Raw genomic sequence first — 16695 nt, forward strand, 5'->3', positions numbered from 1 at the left:
TCACTTTGCCTCCTCTTAACGAATCGAAAAACCATCAGTTAAAACACAACGGCGGCGTCTAGCAAAATGACGTGCTGTAGTGGTTCCTTCTCCGGTAGGCGTTGCAATGGTAAACGTAGTGCTACCTTCACCTCTGAAACCTAATCCTGCAAATGAAGGCCCATTTTTTACAAAGATGGATGTTTGCATGTCTCTTGCCGCTTTGTTTAATCTGGAAATATTTTGTGAATGCATCGTTGCAGTATGATGTAATCCTTGCTCTAACTCAATTGCTACTTCAAGTGCTTCGTCAAAATCAGGCACTCTTACAAGCGGAACGATTGGCATTAATAGTTCCACTGTTGCAAATGGATGCGTTTTTGTCGTTTCTACAATGATTAAACGCGGGGTAAAGTCACAAGTTATGCCAGCTTCTTTTAAAATTTCTGCGGCACTTTTTCCGACTAATTTTTTATTTGTTACGCCTTTATCTGTTACTGCCACTTTTTCTAATTTTTGAATATCACTTGGATTGGTCACATACAGTGCACCATTTTTTTCCATTTGGAATAATAAGAAATCAGCAATGCTCTCTACTGCCACAATACTTTTTTCCGCGATACATAAAATATTATGGTCAAAAGATGCGCCGTCCACGATATCAGCAGCAGCTTTTTCAATATTAGCTGTTTCGTCTACGATTGACGGTGGATTTCCGGCTCCAGCACCAATCACTTTCTTACCGGATTGCATCGCTTGCAGAACTACGCCTGGGCCACCTGTAATCACAAGTAAAGGTACTTTTGGATGATTCATCATTTCTTGTGCAGCTTGAATAGATGGTTTTTCGACTGTAACGACCAAATTATCAATCCCGCAACTTTCGCGAACAATCGTATTTAGTTTTTCAATCAACCATAGAGAAATATTTTTTGCCCCTGGATGCGGACTGTAAAATACTGCATTTCCCGCAGCGAGCATGCCGATCGTATTACAAATCAATGTTTCAGTCGGATTCGTGCTCGGCGCCACTGCACCAATAACGCCATACGGAGATAGTTCATAAAGTGTCATACCATTATCGCCAGTAGCTACTTCTGTATATAAATCTTCTACCCCTGGAGTTTTTTCAATCGCTAAAGTGTTTTTCAAAATTTTATCTGCTACATTACCCATTCCGGTTTCTGCAACCGCTTTTGTAGCAATCGTTTCAATCTCTGGATAAAGTGTTTCGCGAATTGCTTTCACGACGGTGCGGCGGTCTTCTAGTGATTTTTCTTTATAACAATTTTGCGCTATCACTGCTGCTTGAACGGCTTCATCGACGGTATCAAAAATACCACTTTTCGCACCTTGTGTTATTGGTTTTGCTGGTGCTTCTTTTTGTTCTGCTAATTTTTCTAAAAGAACTTTTTTCACCAGTTGTTCGAGTTCTAATGATTCCATACAGAATTACCCCTTCTCTATCATTGATAATGCTTTTTTTGCAATGTGGATATCTTCTTCCACTGAGCCGCCACTAATTCCCATTCCACCAACAATTGCTCCATCTTTTCCGTAAATCGGAACGCCTCCGCCAAAAGTAACAATGTCACCATTTGTGAGCGTTTCTAATTGGTAAAGTGGTGCTCCCGGCTGAACTGCTTCTGCTAATTTTTCTGTACTTGTTTTCATCGCCACAGCAGAGTATGCTTTTTTCGTCGCCAGTTCTGCACTGACTAAAAGGGCATGCTCCATCCGATAATTAAATCTTGGGTTGCCGTGCGCATCAACAATTGCAAGTGTGACTGGAACGCCTATTTCTTCAGAAACGATACAAACCTGATGCATTAATTTTTCGCAAAAGGAAAATGACAAGTCGCTTGAAATTGGCTTTTCTTGCCCCGTTTGCTCTAAGTATTTAGCAACAATGAGCTTGGTTGCTTTGTCGAGCATTTGTCTAAAGTCCTCTTCTCTAGCAAGGATGTACAGGAAATCAGATAAACGATTGACGAATTTTAATAGCTCTTTTCGGACAGCCGTTTGCTCTGACAAACGAACTAATAATCGCTCGCCACGTCTAGCAACCGTCCGTGCGCTATGAAGAAATGCTCCAGCCGTACTTGATCCTGGCAGCACAAAACTATCGACTTTTGGCAATTTAGCTGTATAGGCATCAATCACTTTTTCAAGCGCTTGAATGTCGTCTTCTGTAATGATAATTTTGCTGGCGAGGGCTGATTCGTGTTCTGTTGCAAGTTCTGCGCAAACGTAAAACAATTGGCGCTCGACGTCTCTCAGCAGAGCCTTATTCTCCGCAGAAGTAACGAATTTTTCTGCCACACTAATTTCCGCATTAAGCTCATCGAACGAGCCATATGTTTCGACACGGTCATCATATTTTTTCACACGATTCCCATCAAATAGTGCAGTCGTACCCTTATCGCCGGTTTTTGTATAAATACTCATGAGTTATTCACTCCTTACTTATCAAAACTATCGACAATTGCAATAATTGCCGAGTCAATCGCACTATTTGGTTCCGCAAAAACACTTCTAGCGGCATTTCCACGAGCAACAAGCACATATTCGCCAATTCCCGCGCCGACAGAGTCACAAGCCACTTCTTCTGAGCGAACATGTTCCCCGTTTGCATCAACTGGTTGTACAATCATTAATTTTTTACCAGTAAGCGAGTCTTCTTTTTTCGTTGAGACTACGCTACCAGTAATTTTTGCCATAAACATAACGTCACTGCCTTTCCCGCACTGCAATATTATTTTTCGTTAAATATTCATTTGCAAGCGGTGTAATAAGCTGCTTTTTATATTTGCAAAGTGTACTTCCGCTTGGGATTATTGCGCTATCACCGTAGCAAATCACTTGACCACTTAAATGAAAAAGTTGCTCACCTGACCTTGTAAAAACGGGATAGTTTAGCTGAGCAAGCATTGCATAATCCAGCCAAGGTTCGCCGTTATCATACAGTTCCAGCTCAATGCTAACCCCATAATCTACTGCTGTTTCCAGCCAAGTATTGAGTGATTCTGCCCGGTTACCACCAAGTATCCGCTCAAGAAAATGCTTATTTACTTGCGTTAACCGAACCGTCCCACTTTCCATAAAAATGGTAACTGGATCGCGTGGGATTTTGCTAACTGCTATCGAAGTTTTAGTTGCAGCCCGAAGTTTCAAGCGCTGGACAATGATTTCCACTAATTTTTCTATCATAAATTTCCGCTCCCTGAACTCATGGCAATACCAAGAGGCGTGACATACTGCGGATAATTAGGCTGAAAAACAGGCATCTTCAAATAGCTTTCAAACGTATCTTTGAACTGACTATAAGCAGAAGCACCACCAACAATATAAAGTGGTTCTGAGGGAGATTTCTCGAGATGAACACGGGTAATTTCTGCCATTTTTTCTACCACAGGCCGCATGACTGAAAAATGCTCGCTCGAATCTTTTTGCGCGCGTTTATTCTTTTCAGCTTCTTCTACTGGGACACCGTAATATCCAGCGAGAACAAGCGTCATATGCGTTCCTCCTGTTGGTTCATCTGCGGTATAAATTACTTCACCATTCTCAAACACACTAATTCCAGTTGTTCCACCGCCGACATCGACAACTGCACCATTTTGCAAATCAAGTACTGCGGCTGCGGCTGTAGGCTCATCAATTGTGTAAAGTGCTTCCATTCCAGCACTTTCGATTACGTTCGCGACGACTTTTTTATTGTTTCCAACTGTACCTGGTGGGATGGCTCCCGAAGCATGTGTCAAACTTATTCCTAAGCATTTTTCTGCTCGGTTTTTCAGTCGTGTCACAACCTCGACAGACTCGCGGTAATTGACAACGAGGCCGTCGCGAACAGCATCTGCAAATTCAAATGCACCAAAAAGTGGTACATTATTCTCATCTAACACAACAAACACAATCGAGGAAGTACCTAAATCGATGCCAACTTTCACTTTTTCCCCAGCTGGAATTTTTTGTTCGATATCTTTATTCATTAGCGCAGCAAGCTGTTCCATTCGTTCATTGGCTGTTTGTAAAATATCCATTTTTCCACCTCCTTACCAGATCACGACTTGATTATTTTTGCAAAGCTCGTGCCAGCAATATCTGCCGCATTTGCTTCATCTGTATCAATATGCATTTCTGGAATAAATTGATTATTTACCCGAATCGTACAATGGTTTAAAACGAGACTGCGCATTTCCGAACCTACTAATACAGAAACTTCATCACCTTGTTTCACGCCATATTCATTCGCCACACTTTCTGGTAAATGGATGTGTCGCTTGGCAATGATTGCTCCTTTTGGTAAATAGATTTCGCTATGTTTGGAAACGAGTTTGATTCCGGGTGTTCCTTCGATATCTCCGGAAACACGAATCGGGATGTTCATTCCAAGCATTCTTGCATCTGTTTTAGAAAGCTCTACTTGCGAAAATTTCCGAAGTGGCCCTAAAATGCGGACACGTTGTAGCTCCCCTTTTTCTGAGACTACAGTAAGTGTTTGCTCGGCGGCGAATTCGCCTGGTTGTTTAAGCCATTTTTTCACTTGAATAGGTTCATTCGGGAAAAGTTGGTTGTAGTCATTTTCTGTTAGATGAATGTGGCGGTTAGAGACTCCGATTGGAATCTCTGTTGCCACACCACCAAATTTATCTGTAACTATTTGTTTAATTATTGCTTTTAATTCTTCTCTTTCCACGGCTTATAGACCTTTTGGTAGCAACGTTTCTACATCATTGTGTGGACGTGGAATTACGTGGATAGATTGTACTTCTCCAACATTACGTGCTGCTGCTGCGCCTGCATCTGTTGCTGCTTTTACTGCGCCAACATCGCCGCGAACCATTACCGTTACAAGTCCTGAACCAATTTTTTCATAACCTACAAGTGATACATTTGCTGCTTTTACCATTGCGTCAGCTGCTTCAATTGCGCCGACAAGTCCTTTAGTTTCAATCATTCCAAGTGCATTATTCATTATTATTTCCTCCTCAAAATTAGGTTTACTTCTCTTCTTCAAAATGGATACAATCTTGTCTTGGATCGCCTTTTACCCGTGGGCATAGTGGATCGTGACATAGATTACATGTTGGTTCTGCCGCTACTTCGGGTTCAGCGACTACTTCCGGCTCTACGATTAATTCTGCTTCCACCGGTTGTTCTGGCGCTTCGTCTTCTTGTGGCCAAAACACTGTAAAAATCTCTTCCCCTGGTCGAGGAATGACTTTTTTCGCAATAAAGCTGTCTGAGGCTATTGCGGTTTGTTCTCCAGCTTCGAGCGCGGCATTTACTGCTGCAACATCTCCTTCTACTTTCACGGTAATCCAGCCAAAACCTTTTGCTTTTTCTGTGTCAACTAGTTGAATATTTGCTACTTTAGCCATTGTATCTGCTACTGTAATCGCTGAGGCAAGTCCTTTAATTTCAATTACTCCAATTGCTTGATGCATTCCTTCACCTCCTTATTTAAAAGGTACACCCTTAACGAGTCGCGCCGCATTCATTCCCATATTGCGCTGTTTTTCGAGTGTTGCTGCTCCAAAACGGTATTCCGAAAATAGCGGCTTATCTGGTGGCAAATTACGATAATGAATTACTAAATGATCATTTTTCAGCGTAATGCCAACTAGAAGTGGAGAACTCGCAGATGCTCGAAATGCGGCTTGCACTTCTTCTTTTAAAGAGATAATTTCTAACTCGCACGGAATGCCTTCCTCTTCTATTCCAAATAAAACTTGTTTAATACATTCAGGGTCGGCATCTTTATCTGCATGAAAATAAATAGCTGGCTTACTTACAACCGGAATCATGCCTCTGCACCTCCAGAAAGGATTAAACCTGTCGCAACGGCATTTCTCGGACCTTCTTTGCCACGAATATTCCCACGGCCAGCAACGAGTGAATAATGAGAAAGTGCATCAGTAATTAATTGTGGAATCTCAAAATCAAGGGCTGATCCTCCAACAATAACGACAAATGGAATATCTCGAATATTCCCAGTTGGGCTAACATATTTTAATGCGCGGACGGTATTCGTTACAAAAACACGCTCTTTTGCTGAACGACGAATTAACTTAATTTTTTCAATCGATACATCACCAGGAATTGGTACAAATCCATCTGGTTTTACAATCACCACTTTCGCAAAAACGCTTGGAGAAAGCGGTGTATCGAAAAATTGGACCGTGCCATCTTCATGTCGGATATGGAAAATGCTTTCGACTTTAGCAAGCGGATATTTTTTAATATCTTCTGCTAAATAACGATCCTCAAGACCAATTTCTGACTGGATAATCATCGTAACCATGTCGCCTGCTCCGGCTAAATGAGTCGCAATAATTTCTCCTTTTCCGTTAATAATCGAGGCATCTGTGGAACCCGCACCTAAGTCTAAAATTGCAAGCGGCGTATTGGTTCCGGGCGTAGTAAGTGCGCCAAGTATTGCTGCCTCTGCTTCCGCCCCGCCAATTTTGACCGATACATTTAGCTCTTGTTCGATTTCTGAGGCGATTGCCGCCATTTGTAAATGATCACTTTTTACCATCGAGGCAATTCCAACTGCTTGTTCCATTGAAAACTCGCCAGCAAGACCACCTTGAACGTCGACTGGAACAAAAGTATCAACAGCCAGCAAATCTTGAATAAAAATATCTGCCGGTAATTTATCTGTTAGCCCAGCCATGGTTTGCCGCACTTTTTCCAGCATGCCACCGATATTCGTTCCCGGTTCTCCGCTTGCATTGTCGAGTTTTGGCAGTGACGTAATTGCCTGCATAATCTTCTCGGATCCTTCTGCTACATTGACACGCAAGGTTCGCGAGCCCGACTCAAGTTCGATATGCCCCGCTGGGATGGTTCTCGCTTTCACGTCACCCTCTGGCGTTTTAATCACAACTGCCGAACGGTTCCCAATTAAAGCACGTGCAACAGGAATAATATTTTTCGTTTCATCCGAGCTCAAATGAAAGACCGTCGCAATACCATATGGATTCGAAATGGTTTCAATGACTTTTCCGGGAGCCGCAACTTCAACAGCTGCTAACATATCAACCGGAACTTTATCAATAAAACCAACTTCATCAACAATCGGTATTTTGTGATTTAATCGATTATGTACGAGAACGCCGTCATCAGCTTGAAGAATTGCCGCAGTTATTTGGTAGCCTTGTTCGGTATACTCATTAATCTGCTTTGCTGCATCTTCAAAGTCGACTGTTTTGGGAATGATCACAATGTAATCAGTGTCTTTTGATTTAGTTGCCACCTCATCCAAAAGCACCGTCATACCTGATCCCATTCCAAGTCCGCCAGGCGTTTTAGGATTATGTCCAATCATGGTGGACTCCGTAATAATCGTTTCCGTAATTGTTTCCATTGCCACATCACCAATCACGGGAGTCGCTTCATTAATTCGGATTTCACTCAAGTCCGCGGTTGTTGCATTTACTTTTTCTAAAGCAAGCCGCAACGCTTTAAAAATCCCGTGAAGATTTTGTTTCGTTCCTTTGATACCAGTTGTATCTGTAATGGCACTTGCGACAAACTCGGCTTTACCTTGTGTGTTTATCATTGCAAGCGCCACTTCGGTTGTCGAGTTTCCGATATCAATACCTGCAATATACTGCATTCATTTCACCGCTTTTCCTACATAATCGCGAGCAAAGGTGAATTTTAATTATCGCCTTTTAATTTCTTACGCTCTTGATAAAGCTGTGCCGCTTCACGAACATAATTAGAACAAATCGTTGCATGATACACATTTTCCAATTCATCCGCAATCGCAAGTAACTCTTCTTTCGAGGAACGATAAGGACGCATTGCATTATAAATTTCTAAAATGCGTTCATCTGGAACAATTGTTAATTCCGCCGCACGTTCAAAGTTATTTGCTAAGGTTGCGCGTCCTGCGTCTCTTGCGACTTGCGCTTGCATTTTCAGTGTTTCCGCTGTTACACGAACATCTTCTGGTTTAATCGTGCCATCTAGAACACTTTTCAACGTAATATCGTCTAATGATTTTGATGTCGATGTTTTTACAAGTTCTGGACGTTTCGTACCAAGTGGATAATCGCGCACCGTCAGTGTATCTCCGCTTGCTTTTGGAGAAGTCGTTGTTGAAACGGCGCCACTATTTACTTCTTGTAAAATATTTCTAACCATATTTTCTAGTGCTTCTTGATTCATCATTTTCACCTCACTATTAGTTTACTTGTAATTCGACTGCATTTTTCCCTTGAACAACATGTTTTGTTTCTTTGATATGAAGTAAAGCTGCTTTGGCTTGGAATTTCGGACGTGCCATTTGATCGTTTACCATTGGCACTGGATTTGGTGATTCACCTTTAGCATATTTCGCCGCATTTTTACCAATTGCTCGGTATGTTTCTAAGGTAATTAGTGGTGCTTGCGGGAATAACTCTAAGTTAGAAAGTGGTTGTAAATCTTTCTGGTGGATTAATGCTGTACCACGCGACTGAATGCCGATACAAATACCAGAACCACTTAATTTATCGCCTTCTACCGCGACGAAAGCTACGTCAGAAGAACGGAATACACGGACAACGCGCGCTTTTAACCCTTCTTCTTCAATACCTGCAATCACTTCTCGTAAAATTTGTTTATGCGGAACGCCGACAATGTTTTTTGTTTGATATTTACCAAAAGCTGGTGCGACCGCAATAACAACTTCATCTTTTTGTCTACCCGGCTTTGCGTCACCAACTTCTGTTAAAAAGCTTTCGTCTGAAACGGCAACACTGGGCTGTTCTTTTTGGAAAGAAACTTTATCTTCTTTTAGCTGTAATTCATCTAGCACTTCGGAGATAATTCCGCGAAGCACTTTTTCGTTAATTTCAACCATGTCTCGTAATCCTCCTTTATAAAAAATGGGAAGTAGCTTAGTCTAATTCGTTTGCATCGACTGCAACAGCGATATCTTTTAATTTTTCCCAGCGTTCGCCCTCTAAGCGATAACCAGTTCCAGGACCTGCGTAATCATTTAAATCGTTGACGGAACTAATAACATTCCAGTCTTTGTCAATGATGGCAGAGGTATGAAGGAAGTCTCCAGATACACGTTGTTTCAGCATATTAAGTACGCTTTCGGCAACATCGTCGAATCCACCAGCAGATAACGCTTTAACAACATCCAGACCTGTCACACCGCGGTCCATCATTTCAGCTGCTACTTTAATATCTTCTACCATGTTACGTTCTGGCATATCTTTACTTCCACGGGCATACGTTGCTGCTTCTACTTCCGCATCGGTTACTTCTGGAAGACCTAATTTATCAAAGACAGCTTGAATTACTCGTGCCGCTTTATTTCTAACTGCAACAACTTCTTCTTCGGTAACCGGCGTTAAACCACCATCTACTTTTAAATCGCGTTGCAAAATATTGTAATCATCAAAATCATCTGCATCAAAGTTCGAACCAGCAAACATATTGTCATAGTTCGGTGTTGCGCTATAACCAGAGGAAATATAATCTGTTCCTGGTAAAAATTGCATCAGCAAACGAGCTGTACGGCGAATATCCGAGTGAGAGAATGTTTGGTCATTACCAGACGCTACTTCTAGATCAAGCATAACGGCAATTAAATTCTCTGCAAGCACGGCTCTAATACCACTTGGCACGGCTCCCGGAATTCCGATACAACTAATCGAACCATTCTGTAACCCTTGAACGCCAGCTGCTTTCGTAATGAAAATACAGCGTGATTCAAGATAAAGCATTGATTTTCCTTCTGCATAACCCATTTGAACTTCGGAACCAGTTCCAGATGTGAAACGCATTTTCAGCCCGCGAGACGCATAAGCACTTGCCAAAATACCTTTCGACCAAGGCGTATCATCTCCGTCTGTAAATACAGGCTCCGTTCCATAAACAGAAATCGTTTCAGCGTAACAAGTTAAGCCACGCATACCGAGTTCTAATTCCGTTGCTTCTTCTAATGAACATTGCGTTAATACGCCTCCGCGGCCAGTTTGCGAACCTACCAATAAGCTCAGCGCGTTAAAAGGTGCATAACGAACTACCGCAACGGTTGTTTCTTGTTCATCAAAGCCACGAATCGCTGCTTCTGCTGCATCGGCTGCAATTTGAACCGGATTATCACGCAAGTTTGTTACGTGAGCTTGGGTTGTTGGCGTTCTACGTGAGCGCATTTTTTGCATCGACATCATCATTTCGACAACGTTCATTTGCGAAACTACTTCTACTATTTTTGCCGGTGTCATAGCGGTTGTAAGTAAAACGATTTTTTCACGTGGTACATTTGGGTCGCAAAGCATATTCGCTAGCTTCACAGAATCCATTTGCATAACTTCTTCCGCACGAGATAAATCGACGCCATATTTAGCGATAAAATGATCAATTAAGTCAAAATCAGCTAGTTTTTTACTATCCATTTCGACTACTTTGCCATTTTCTATTTTAATGCTTGGCTTTGGATCATTTGGGCTTTCCATTGCGATTAAGCCTTCTTCAATCCATTCCTTTACAAAACCATCTTGATTGACCGGGCGTTTTGCTAACTCTTCAAAGCGTTTTGATTTCATCAGTCGTTACCCTCCGTTCTAAATGTAGGATGGACGATCATTTTTCGGTTCATCCCCTAAAGCTCCAAGTAATTTTTTACCAATTTCACGTGCAGAAATAACTGCTTGACGGACTGCTCCAGAATCTCCGGAAATACAAAGGATTACTTCATTGGAGAAACTTGTTCCATCTGCTGGTGAAGAATATGCAACAACATCTACGTTAGCTGATTTCACTGCAGTATCAGCCATTACAACACCAATCCCAGCTGGAGCACCAACCATAAGTCCGAATGCTTTCCCTACTGGTGCGCCAAATGCTGTATTAAGTGCGTGACTTGCGCGAGCAGTATATTGAAGTTCAATGTGCCCGGCTTCATTGCCATACACATCTCCAAAAGTTTTATCTAATTCATTTAGCGCCACTTCTACTGCGCGTTTAACGTCTGAAACATCGTCACCACCAAAGATAATTAAAGAACCGTGACCTGCACCGCCTTTTGTATCACGTGGTAATTCGATTTTTACTACTTCTGTATTAGTTGCTTTTACCGCTTCATCTGCAGCCATAATATGTGGGCCTGCACCAGTACGGGCTCCTAAAATACCTATAGAACGGTAAGACTTCTCAAGCTTCATTGCTTCTAAAAGTTGTCCGTCTACATTCGCAATCACTAGGCCGATAGTATCTCCAATTGCTGTTCCTACAAACTCTGTTAATTGAATTGCTTTTTCACTCATTTGACGTGATCCTCCATCCTCTACTAGTTTTTCCGGGGCATCATTGACCGTTTCCATTACCTGTTTTAGAATTTCGTCAATCAGTTTATTTTGCTCACTCATCTGACTTCACCCTCACTGGTAAAATTTCTTCCACATCAGTATGCGGACGAGGAATAACATGCGTACTCATCACGGTACCTACATTTCTTGCTGCTGCAGCCCCAGCTTCTGTTGCTGCTTTAACCGCACCAACATCCCCTCGAACCATCACAGTAACAAGTCCAGATCCGATTTTTTCATACCCTGTTAATGTTACGTTAGCTGATTTAACCATGGCGTCAGCGGCTTCAATGGCGCCGACTAGCCCTTTAGTTTCAACTAAGCCTAGTGCTTCTTGCATGGGTGTACCTCCTTCTCAAAATAAGTATTTTACTCTCTCAGTATAGGCAATCTGCCGTATAAATAGTTGCCGCTTCCAAGCAGAAAAAAAGAAGACGCCAATCGTGTTTTAACACAATTTTGCGCCTTCAAAAAAAATAACGATAAAAAGCCATCCAGTAATGCATGGTTTGGGCTTTCCTTTATGAAATTAGTCTTAGCAATATATTGTTATCTTCATGGCAAGAAAATGTAAGCGCATTATAAATATGCTATACTAAGAACGACAGAAACACGCCAAGTATCGCCGAAAGGGGAATAGCTATGTTACTACAGTCCAAAAGCAACGAAATGCTCATTGAAAAAGTGATGGATGAGTTCTCAGCCGCAACCAGTTTAGCCTCAGTTGTTGTAGATATACACGGTACCGAAGTTTCTAGATTATGTAACTTTACTCCTTTTTGCCAACTCATTCGCTCCAACCCCAAATATCGCTCCCTTTGCCAAAAATGTGATATGTTTGGTGGTCTTGAAGCCTCCAAAACCGGGAAGCCGTTAATTTATCGATGCCACGCCGGATTAACTGATTTTTCAGTACCCATCGTCGTCGAGAATCAACTTAGTGGATTTTTGCTTAGTGGCCAGGTTATTTGTGAAGAAAGTAGCGAAGTTGGCAATATCCAAACAGAAGAAACCGATTGGAAAAACGACAAAGAACTTATTTCCGCGTTTCGCTCTGTCCCTGTTTTCAGCTCCAAAAAAATCAACTCTTCTGCCGAAATGCTTACGATTATTTCCCAGTATTACTTGAAATCCGAAATGGAAAAAAGCCGGGAAGAACAAAAGCAAAAAATCGCTTTCCACCATACAAAAGTAACGCACCATGAAGATAACAAAGAAATCCGGAAGGCCCTCAAGTATATCGAGAAAAACCTCAACCGTCCAATCACCCTCGATGAAGTAGCAAGTCATGTTTACCTTAGTTCCTACTATTTCAGCAAGCTTTTCAAAAAAGAAATGAATGTCAACTTTATCAATTATGTGAATCAAAAGAAAATGTCCCTTGCGAAAGAGATGCTGAAAAATCCACGTTGGTCGATTGATAATATCGCTCGTAACCTTGGCTTCACGCAGACGAGCTATTTCTGTAAAGTCTTTCGTAAAGAATTTGATGTAACTCCAAAAGGCTACCGAGAAACCTTAAAATAAGTATTTTCCAAAAGTCATGTTCTAGTAACTATAGAATATGACTTTTTTGCTGCCTGAAAAACAAAAAAACTTTCATCCATTATCGAATGAGAGTTTATGCATAGCAAAAAAGCTACACTACCCGCATACGCTTTTTAGGACCCCGAAAAAGAGTTGCTTCCGGCTTATTTGGCGAGTATCCTGACTTGGCTTCCTCCAATAATTGAACCTTCCCATACGCTAAAAACGTACAGTGGCTACCTCAATTCTTGTCCACCTTACAGTTGCGGGGGCAGTTTCGGCATCGCACCGAATTCCTCTTTCAGAAATGCAAACACATTCCACCAACATAAGACCTATTTAACTACTTACATCTTACCACAAAGCGCTTACAAAAAAGCCACTTTCAGCTGAAACGACAAAATTCTACTATTGATTAGAAATAAGAAAGCATTGAGACTCACTGTCCCAGAGCGAATAACACCCTTGCTTAAAATCGGCATCCCAATATTGTGCTATAGTTTGTTTTTGTAAAAAAAGCGCAATAACTCGTAAAACACCAAGATGACCTACGAGCAATACCGTATCAAATTGCTGCCATTTTTCCATTTCTGCTTCAAAGGTAGCAATCACTCTCTCATAAAAAATCGGAAAACTCTCCCCGTTTGGAAATAATGCGGTTTGCCAATTATTACAGTATTCATCCCAAGCCTCGGGGAACTTAGCGCTAATTTCCTGGTATGTATAACCTTCAAAATCACCGAAGTCCATTTCATTCAACGCCGAAAAACGAAGCGCCTTAGCATTGCTTAAAATATTTGCCGACTGCTTCACTCGCGTAAGATCACTCGTAACAACTAAATCAACTGAGTAATCCTCGAGCTTTTCGCGGAGTTGCTCCATTTGCTGAACTCCATGTTCATTCAAAGCAACATCTAGCTGACCACAATATTTTTTCGCCACATTCCAGTCCGTTTCCCCGTGTCGCACAAAAATAAGTTGCACTTAAATCAACCCCCAAAGCAGTACTAGGCAAAATAAACAGACAAGTTGCCCCATTTGTCCACCCGCACCAAGCGTATCCCCGTTCATTCCACCAATTCGCTTATATACAAACGTCCGGTAAATAATCGTAAACAAAACTACGCCAACATAAGCAATGACACCAATATAGGAGAAAAACAGTCCCAATGTAGCTAACACAATCACTTGCGCAATCACAATCGGCCACCATGGAACTCCTAGAAAAATCGAACCTAGACCTTCTTTTGATCCCGCATATGTCATTCTTGCAAAAAGCAGCATCGTCACACCTTTAGCAACAATCGGCAATACGAAAAATAACCAACCAATTTGCTGTACATCAGGAACAGACAGGAATAAGGCACCATAAAAAAGAAAATAAAAACAAATCGCAATCACGCCATTCGCACCAACGCGACTATCTTTCATAATTTCCAACATCCGCTCTCTTTTTCGTGAAGAAAACAGCCCATCCGCCGTATCCGCCAGTGCATCGACATGGAATCCACCAGTAATGATGATTTCTGCAAAAAGCCCCGCAATAATCGCCACTGGTAAAGGCATAACAAACGCCACCAAAGTAAAAACGAGCCAATTCCAAGCGCCAATAATCACTCCGACAAACGGAAGCAAAGCGCTCCCTTTTTTTAAGTTGATTTCATCCATATTAATTTGGATAGGTAGCGGAATTCGCGTAAAGAATTGAATTAGTAAAATCAATGTTTTCATATTACTTCCACCTTTTCGGAATGCCGCTTACGACAAAATAAACTTCTTCTACTTGCGTCGCGATTTGCTGATTTATCCGGCCGATAATATCCCTAAAAACACGAGTAAGCTTATTTTCAGGAACGACACCAAGCCCTATCTCATTTGTCACAAAAATAAGTTTAGCAGAAGAATTCTTACCAGCTGTTAAAATCGCCCGAACTTCTGACTGAATTTCCGCCTCGACTTCATCCGCAATCTCATTGGTCAACTCACGCTCACCAAGCAAAGTAAAAAACAAATTAGTTACTAGCATCGTCACACAATCAAGCATTATCACATCATAGTTGTTCGAATGTTGCTCCAAATAACTAGCAATCCCTTGAAAAGCTTCGAATGTATCCCAATTTGCTGGACGAGTTGCTTGATGTTTTTTGATTCTGGCTTGGAACTCTGTATCGTTTTCGAATGCAATACCAGTTGCCACATATAAAACACGATCATATTTGGCCGCTTCTCGCTCAGCAAAGCTACTCTTGCCACTTCTCGCTCCACCAGTTACAAGCATCATTTCACTCATGTCCATTCCTCATTTCCACGTAACAATCCGATACGTTTAGCCCCTAAAAATTCCCGCTCAAATGCGGTTACATCATCCACTTTAACCGCTGCTAAAATAACAGACGCTGGCCCCGCAGTTTTATTCATGACCGCTTCACTAAAAGTATCACTCGGAACAAAAACACCATCATTTAATCGCGCTAAAAGATTTGCCTCGTAAGCCATTCCTTTTGAACCAACAGGTACTACTTCAAGCACCGCGCTATCTGCAATTAACTTTTTCACCAATTGATAATCTGGTAATTCCGCCATTTTTTGCAAAACTTCCGCGCCGACAATCGGTGTGCCAAACGCAAATAAGACCGCAGCTTCATGCACATTTACTAGCTTTAGTGCAGCTTTAGTCGCAAAACCAGTTACGAGAACCCCTACGCTGGTTTGAGTTACTTTCATATTTTCTTCTGTACTACCATTTAATTCGATATGACTTAAATTCGCTTTAGCTAGTTCGTCCTTCAGCCCTGCGATGACACGTCTACCAGTAGGTTCCATTTCGGCTCCGACAACATCACTGACCGATACTACCTCCGCACCGGAAGCAAGCATTTCAATTAGAGCAACCCGCAAAGTCAAACGAGCTGTCACTTCAGGCGCGACCATCAAGCCATCATGCGCTTTCTCGCCGAATCCAGCACTAATATCACAGCTCGTCAAAATACAACCACTTGGCACATCAATTACAGATAAATCCCTCACTTGAGGCATAAAAAAACCTCCACTTAATAAAATTTAATCTTCCAAATATGCCCGAAGTTCTTCAATTCCTGTTTCATCCACCGAAGAAATATAAAAAATATGCTTCGCGCCAGCCATGCGTAGTTCCCGCTCAGCTCGCTCAATGTCTTTATCCGATTCCGCTAAATCCACTTTTGTGACAATCCCAATAACCGGTTTAGCAAAAATACTGGCAAACATTGGTGAAAATGTCTGCTTCTTCTCCGAAACACTTTGTAAAATCGCAATCACCGACGCATCTGCTGCCGTCACTGTGAGCGCACTGTAAAGTTGTCTATGTTGTACAAATTCGCCGGGAGTATCAATCATCTCTTGAAAGTACTCCACAGCTTGTGTTTTCTTATATAGAATATCGTAACCATGCAATTTTTGGCACAGCGTTGTTTTACCACAACCGACCGAGCCCATTACCATCATTTTCTTCAAACGACTCAGCTCCTAGTAATTTTTGGAATCGAGAAGTCCAAAATTTCGTTTAATGAAAAAACTACTTGTTGTAAAGCGGATTCAACCGAAGAAACATCGCCAGTAAGTACAACTGAACCACTGAAACGATCAATAAAACCAATTTGGACATCGCCTGATTTTGTCGCAATATCACTTGCAATAATCGAAGCTTCACTTGGTGTGATGGTTAAAATCCCAATCGCAGTCGCGCCATCTTCTAATCCTAATTTTGTATAAATATCACGGTTCGGATTGGCGATTAAATGCGCAAGCGTCACCTGTTTACCTGGTACATATTCTTGTATTACACGTTCTTTATTATCATCAAAACCCATTTTATTCACTCCTC

The 16695-nt window shown here is 41.7% G+C and carries 22 protein-coding genes and 1 riboswitch; of the genes, 1 reads left to right on the forward strand and 21 read right to left on the reverse strand.

What is annotated here, in order from left to right; translation table 11 throughout:
• Nucleotides 1–15: 15 nt before the first annotated feature.
• Genes HCJ55_RS03100 through pduA (HCJ55_RS03170) form a run of 15 tightly spaced genes read right to left on the reverse strand, consistent with a single transcriptional unit; the run spans nucleotide 16 to nucleotide 11646 of the window.
• Nucleotides 16–1425 (reverse strand): aldehyde dehydrogenase family protein, encoded by a 1410-nt coding sequence (locus HCJ55_RS03100; RefSeq protein ID WP_185517001.1) that lies wholly within the window; start codon nucleotides 1423–1425, stop codon nucleotides 16–18.
• A 6-nt stretch (nucleotides 1426–1431) separates the two neighbouring features.
• Nucleotides 1432–2427 (reverse strand): cob(I)yrinic acid a,c-diamide adenosyltransferase, encoded by a 996-nt coding sequence (locus HCJ55_RS03105; protein WP_185517002.1) that lies wholly within the window; start codon nucleotides 2425–2427, stop codon nucleotides 1432–1434.
• 14 nt (nucleotides 2428–2441) lie between these two features.
• A complete protein-coding gene (locus tag HCJ55_RS03110) occupies nucleotides 2442–2705 on the reverse strand; it encodes a EutN/CcmL family microcompartment protein (RefSeq protein WP_003736331.1) in 264 nt (87 codons plus the stop codon).
• Between the two features lie 4 nt (nucleotides 2706–2709).
• On the reverse strand, nucleotides 2710–3189 hold the full coding sequence (gene pduM, locus HCJ55_RS03115) for a PduM family microcompartment protein (protein ID WP_185517004.1): 480 nt from the start codon (nucleotides 3187–3189) through the stop codon (nucleotides 2710–2712).
• Nucleotides 3186–4025 (reverse strand): ethanolamine utilization protein EutJ, encoded by an 840-nt coding sequence (gene eutJ / locus HCJ55_RS03120; RefSeq protein ID WP_185517006.1) that lies wholly within the window; start codon nucleotides 4023–4025, stop codon nucleotides 3186–3188. The genes pduM and eutJ overlap by 4 nt, the downstream gene beginning before the upstream one ends.
• Before the next feature lie 20 nt (nucleotides 4026–4045).
• Complete coding sequence (locus HCJ55_RS03125; RefSeq protein ID WP_185517008.1) at nucleotides 4046–4681, reverse strand: phosphate propanoyltransferase; 636 nt, start codon at nucleotides 4679–4681, stop codon at nucleotides 4046–4048.
• Nucleotides 4682–4684: 3 nt separating this feature from the next.
• The gene (gene pduA / locus HCJ55_RS03130; RefSeq protein ID WP_003719364.1) at nucleotides 4685–4960 is read right to left on the reverse strand and encodes a propanediol utilization microcompartment protein PduA; all 276 of its coding nucleotides are present in this window, start codon (nucleotides 4958–4960) and stop codon (nucleotides 4685–4687) included.
• Between the two features lie 25 nt (nucleotides 4961–4985).
• Nucleotides 4986–5432, reverse strand: a complete 447-nt coding sequence (locus HCJ55_RS03135) for a BMC domain-containing protein (protein WP_185517010.1) — start codon at nucleotides 5430–5432, stop codon at nucleotides 4986–4988.
• 12 nt (nucleotides 5433–5444) lie between these two features.
• A complete protein-coding gene (locus tag HCJ55_RS03140) occupies nucleotides 5445–5792 on the reverse strand; it encodes a glycerol dehydratase reactivase beta/small subunit family protein (protein ID WP_008947524.1) in 348 nt (115 codons plus the stop codon).
• On the reverse strand, nucleotides 5789–7609 hold the full coding sequence (locus tag HCJ55_RS03145; protein WP_185517012.1) for a diol dehydratase reactivase subunit alpha: 1821 nt from the start codon (nucleotides 7607–7609) through the stop codon (nucleotides 5789–5791). The genes HCJ55_RS03140 and HCJ55_RS03145 overlap by 4 nt, the downstream gene beginning before the upstream one ends.
• Before the next feature lie 44 nt (nucleotides 7610–7653).
• Nucleotides 7654–8166, reverse strand: a complete 513-nt coding sequence (locus HCJ55_RS03150; RefSeq protein WP_185517358.1) for a diol dehydratase small subunit — start codon at nucleotides 8164–8166, stop codon at nucleotides 7654–7656.
• 16 nt (nucleotides 8167–8182) lie between these two features.
• Nucleotides 8183–8842 carry a propanediol/glycerol family dehydratase medium subunit gene (locus tag HCJ55_RS03155; RefSeq protein WP_003721553.1) on the reverse strand — a complete coding sequence of 220 codons (660 nt, stop codon included), beginning with the start codon at nucleotides 8840–8842 and terminating at the stop codon, nucleotides 8183–8185.
• 37 nt (nucleotides 8843–8879) lie between these two features.
• Nucleotides 8880–10544 (reverse strand): propanediol/glycerol family dehydratase large subunit, encoded by a 1665-nt coding sequence (locus HCJ55_RS03160; RefSeq protein WP_185517013.1) that lies wholly within the window; start codon nucleotides 10542–10544, stop codon nucleotides 8880–8882.
• 18 nt (nucleotides 10545–10562) lie between these two features.
• Nucleotides 10563–11366 carry a propanediol utilization microcompartment protein PduB gene (gene pduB / locus HCJ55_RS03165; protein ID WP_185391144.1) on the reverse strand — a complete coding sequence of 268 codons (804 nt, stop codon included), beginning with the start codon at nucleotides 11364–11366 and terminating at the stop codon, nucleotides 10563–10565.
• Complete coding sequence (gene pduA / locus HCJ55_RS03170) at nucleotides 11359–11646, reverse strand: propanediol utilization microcompartment protein PduA (protein WP_003719356.1); 288 nt, start codon at nucleotides 11644–11646, stop codon at nucleotides 11359–11361. Before pduA (HCJ55_RS03170) ends, pduB begins: the two co-directional genes overlap by 8 nt.
• Nucleotides 11647–11948: 302 nt before the next feature.
• Between pduA (HCJ55_RS03170) and HCJ55_RS03175 the strand changes: the two genes are divergently transcribed.
• Nucleotides 11949–12833 (forward strand): PocR ligand-binding domain-containing protein, encoded by an 885-nt coding sequence (locus HCJ55_RS03175; RefSeq protein ID WP_008947517.1) that lies wholly within the window; start codon nucleotides 11949–11951, stop codon nucleotides 12831–12833.
• A gap of 153 nt (nucleotides 12834–12986) precedes the next feature.
• Nucleotides 12987–13177: riboswitch (cobalamin riboswitch) on the reverse strand.
• Nucleotides 13178–13241: 64 nt separating this feature from the next.
• On the opposite strand, the gene cobC is transcribed toward HCJ55_RS03175, so the two are convergent.
• The 6 genes from cobC to eutS are packed head-to-tail and all read right to left on the reverse strand — an operon-like array spanning nucleotide 13242 to nucleotide 16681.
• On the reverse strand, nucleotides 13242–13817 hold the full coding sequence (cobC, locus tag HCJ55_RS03180; RefSeq protein ID WP_185517015.1) for an alpha-ribazole phosphatase: 576 nt from the start codon (nucleotides 13815–13817) through the stop codon (nucleotides 13242–13244).
• Complete coding sequence (gene cobS / locus HCJ55_RS03185; RefSeq protein ID WP_185517017.1) at nucleotides 13818–14564, reverse strand: adenosylcobinamide-GDP ribazoletransferase; 747 nt, start codon at nucleotides 14562–14564, stop codon at nucleotides 13818–13820.
• A gap of 1 nt (nucleotide 14565) precedes the next feature.
• Nucleotides 14566–15123 carry a bifunctional adenosylcobinamide kinase/adenosylcobinamide-phosphate guanylyltransferase gene (cobU, locus tag HCJ55_RS03190; RefSeq protein WP_185517019.1) on the reverse strand — a complete coding sequence of 186 codons (558 nt, stop codon included), beginning with the start codon at nucleotides 15121–15123 and terminating at the stop codon, nucleotides 14566–14568.
• On the reverse strand, nucleotides 15120–15869 hold the full coding sequence (cblS, locus tag HCJ55_RS03195; RefSeq protein WP_185517021.1) for an alpha-ribazole kinase: 750 nt from the start codon (nucleotides 15867–15869) through the stop codon (nucleotides 15120–15122). Before cblS ends, cobU begins: the two co-directional genes overlap by 4 nt.
• Before the next feature lie 24 nt (nucleotides 15870–15893).
• Nucleotides 15894–16325: a EutP/PduV family microcompartment system protein gene (locus HCJ55_RS03200; protein WP_008947512.1), complete on the reverse strand. Its 432-nt coding sequence runs from the start codon at nucleotides 16323–16325 to the stop codon at nucleotides 15894–15896.
• 5 nt (nucleotides 16326–16330) lie between these two features.
• Nucleotides 16331–16681, reverse strand: a complete 351-nt coding sequence (gene eutS, locus HCJ55_RS03205; RefSeq protein WP_185517023.1) for an ethanolamine utilization microcompartment protein EutS — start codon at nucleotides 16679–16681, stop codon at nucleotides 16331–16333.
• Between the last annotated feature and the right edge of the window lie 14 nt (nucleotides 16682–16695).

Source organism: Listeria marthii (assembly GCF_014227425.1).
Taxonomy (GTDB): domain Bacteria; phylum Bacillota; class Bacilli; order Lactobacillales; family Listeriaceae; genus Listeria; species Listeria marthii.

Excerpts from the sequence above, each read along its gene's own strand:
- cobU (WP_185517019.1), bottom strand. The coding sequence starts at position 15,123 with ATGAGTGAAATGATGCTTGTAACTGGTGGAGCGAGAAGTGGCAAGAGT.
- cblS (WP_185517021.1), bottom strand. The coding sequence starts at position 15,869 with ATGCCTCAAGTGAGGGATTTATCTGTAATTGATGTGCCAAGTGGTTGT.
- eutJ (WP_185517006.1), bottom strand. The coding sequence starts at position 4,025 with ATGGATATTTTACAAACAGCCAATGAACGAATGGAACAGCTTGCTGCG.
- HCJ55_RS03110 (WP_003736331.1), bottom strand. The coding sequence starts at position 2,705 with ATGTTTATGGCAAAAATTACTGGTAGCGTAGTCTCAACGAAAAAAGAA.
- HCJ55_RS03105 (WP_185517002.1), bottom strand. The coding sequence starts at position 2,427 with ATGAGTATTTATACAAAAACCGGCGATAAGGGTACGACTGCACTATTT.
- pduB (WP_185391144.1), bottom strand. The coding sequence starts at position 11,366 with ATGAGTGAGCAAAATAAACTGATTGACGAAATTCTAAAACAGGTAATG.
- eutS (WP_185517023.1), bottom strand. The coding sequence starts at position 16,681 with ATGGGTTTTGATGATAATAAAGAACGTGTAATACAAGAATATGTACCA.
- HCJ55_RS03145 (WP_185517012.1), bottom strand. The coding sequence starts at position 7,609 with ATGCAGTATATTGCAGGTATTGATATCGGAAACTCGACAACCGAAGTG.
- HCJ55_RS03155 (WP_003721553.1), bottom strand. The coding sequence starts at position 8,842 with ATGGTTGAAATTAACGAAAAAGTGCTTCGCGGAATTATCTCCGAAGTG.
- HCJ55_RS03175 (WP_008947517.1), top strand. The coding sequence starts at position 11,949 with ATGTTACTACAGTCCAAAAGCAACGAAATGCTCATTGAAAAAGTGATG.
- pduM (WP_185517004.1), bottom strand. The coding sequence starts at position 3,189 with ATGATAGAAAAATTAGTGGAAATCATTGTCCAGCGCTTGAAACTTCGG.
- pduA (WP_003719356.1), bottom strand. The coding sequence starts at position 11,646 with ATGCAAGAAGCACTAGGCTTAGTTGAAACTAAAGGGCTAGTCGGCGCC.
- HCJ55_RS03100 (WP_185517001.1), bottom strand. The coding sequence starts at position 1,425 with ATGGAATCATTAGAACTCGAACAACTGGTGAAAAAAGTTCTTTTAGAA.
- pduA (WP_003719364.1), bottom strand. The coding sequence starts at position 4,960 with ATGAATAATGCACTTGGAATGATTGAAACTAAAGGACTTGTCGGCGCA.
- HCJ55_RS03150 (WP_185517358.1), bottom strand. The coding sequence starts at position 8,166 with ATGAATCAAGAAGCACTAGAAAATATGGTTAGAAATATTTTACAAGAA.
- cobS (WP_185517017.1), bottom strand. The coding sequence starts at position 14,564 with ATGAAAACATTGATTTTACTAATTCAATTCTTTACGCGAATTCCGCTA.
- HCJ55_RS03140 (WP_008947524.1), bottom strand. The coding sequence starts at position 5,792 with ATGATTCCGGTTGTAAGTAAGCCAGCTATTTATTTTCATGCAGATAAA.
- HCJ55_RS03160 (WP_185517013.1), bottom strand. The coding sequence starts at position 10,544 with ATGAAATCAAAACGCTTTGAAGAGTTAGCAAAACGCCCGGTCAATCAA.
- HCJ55_RS03135 (WP_185517010.1), bottom strand. The coding sequence starts at position 5,432 with ATGCATCAAGCAATTGGAGTAATTGAAATTAAAGGACTTGCCTCAGCG.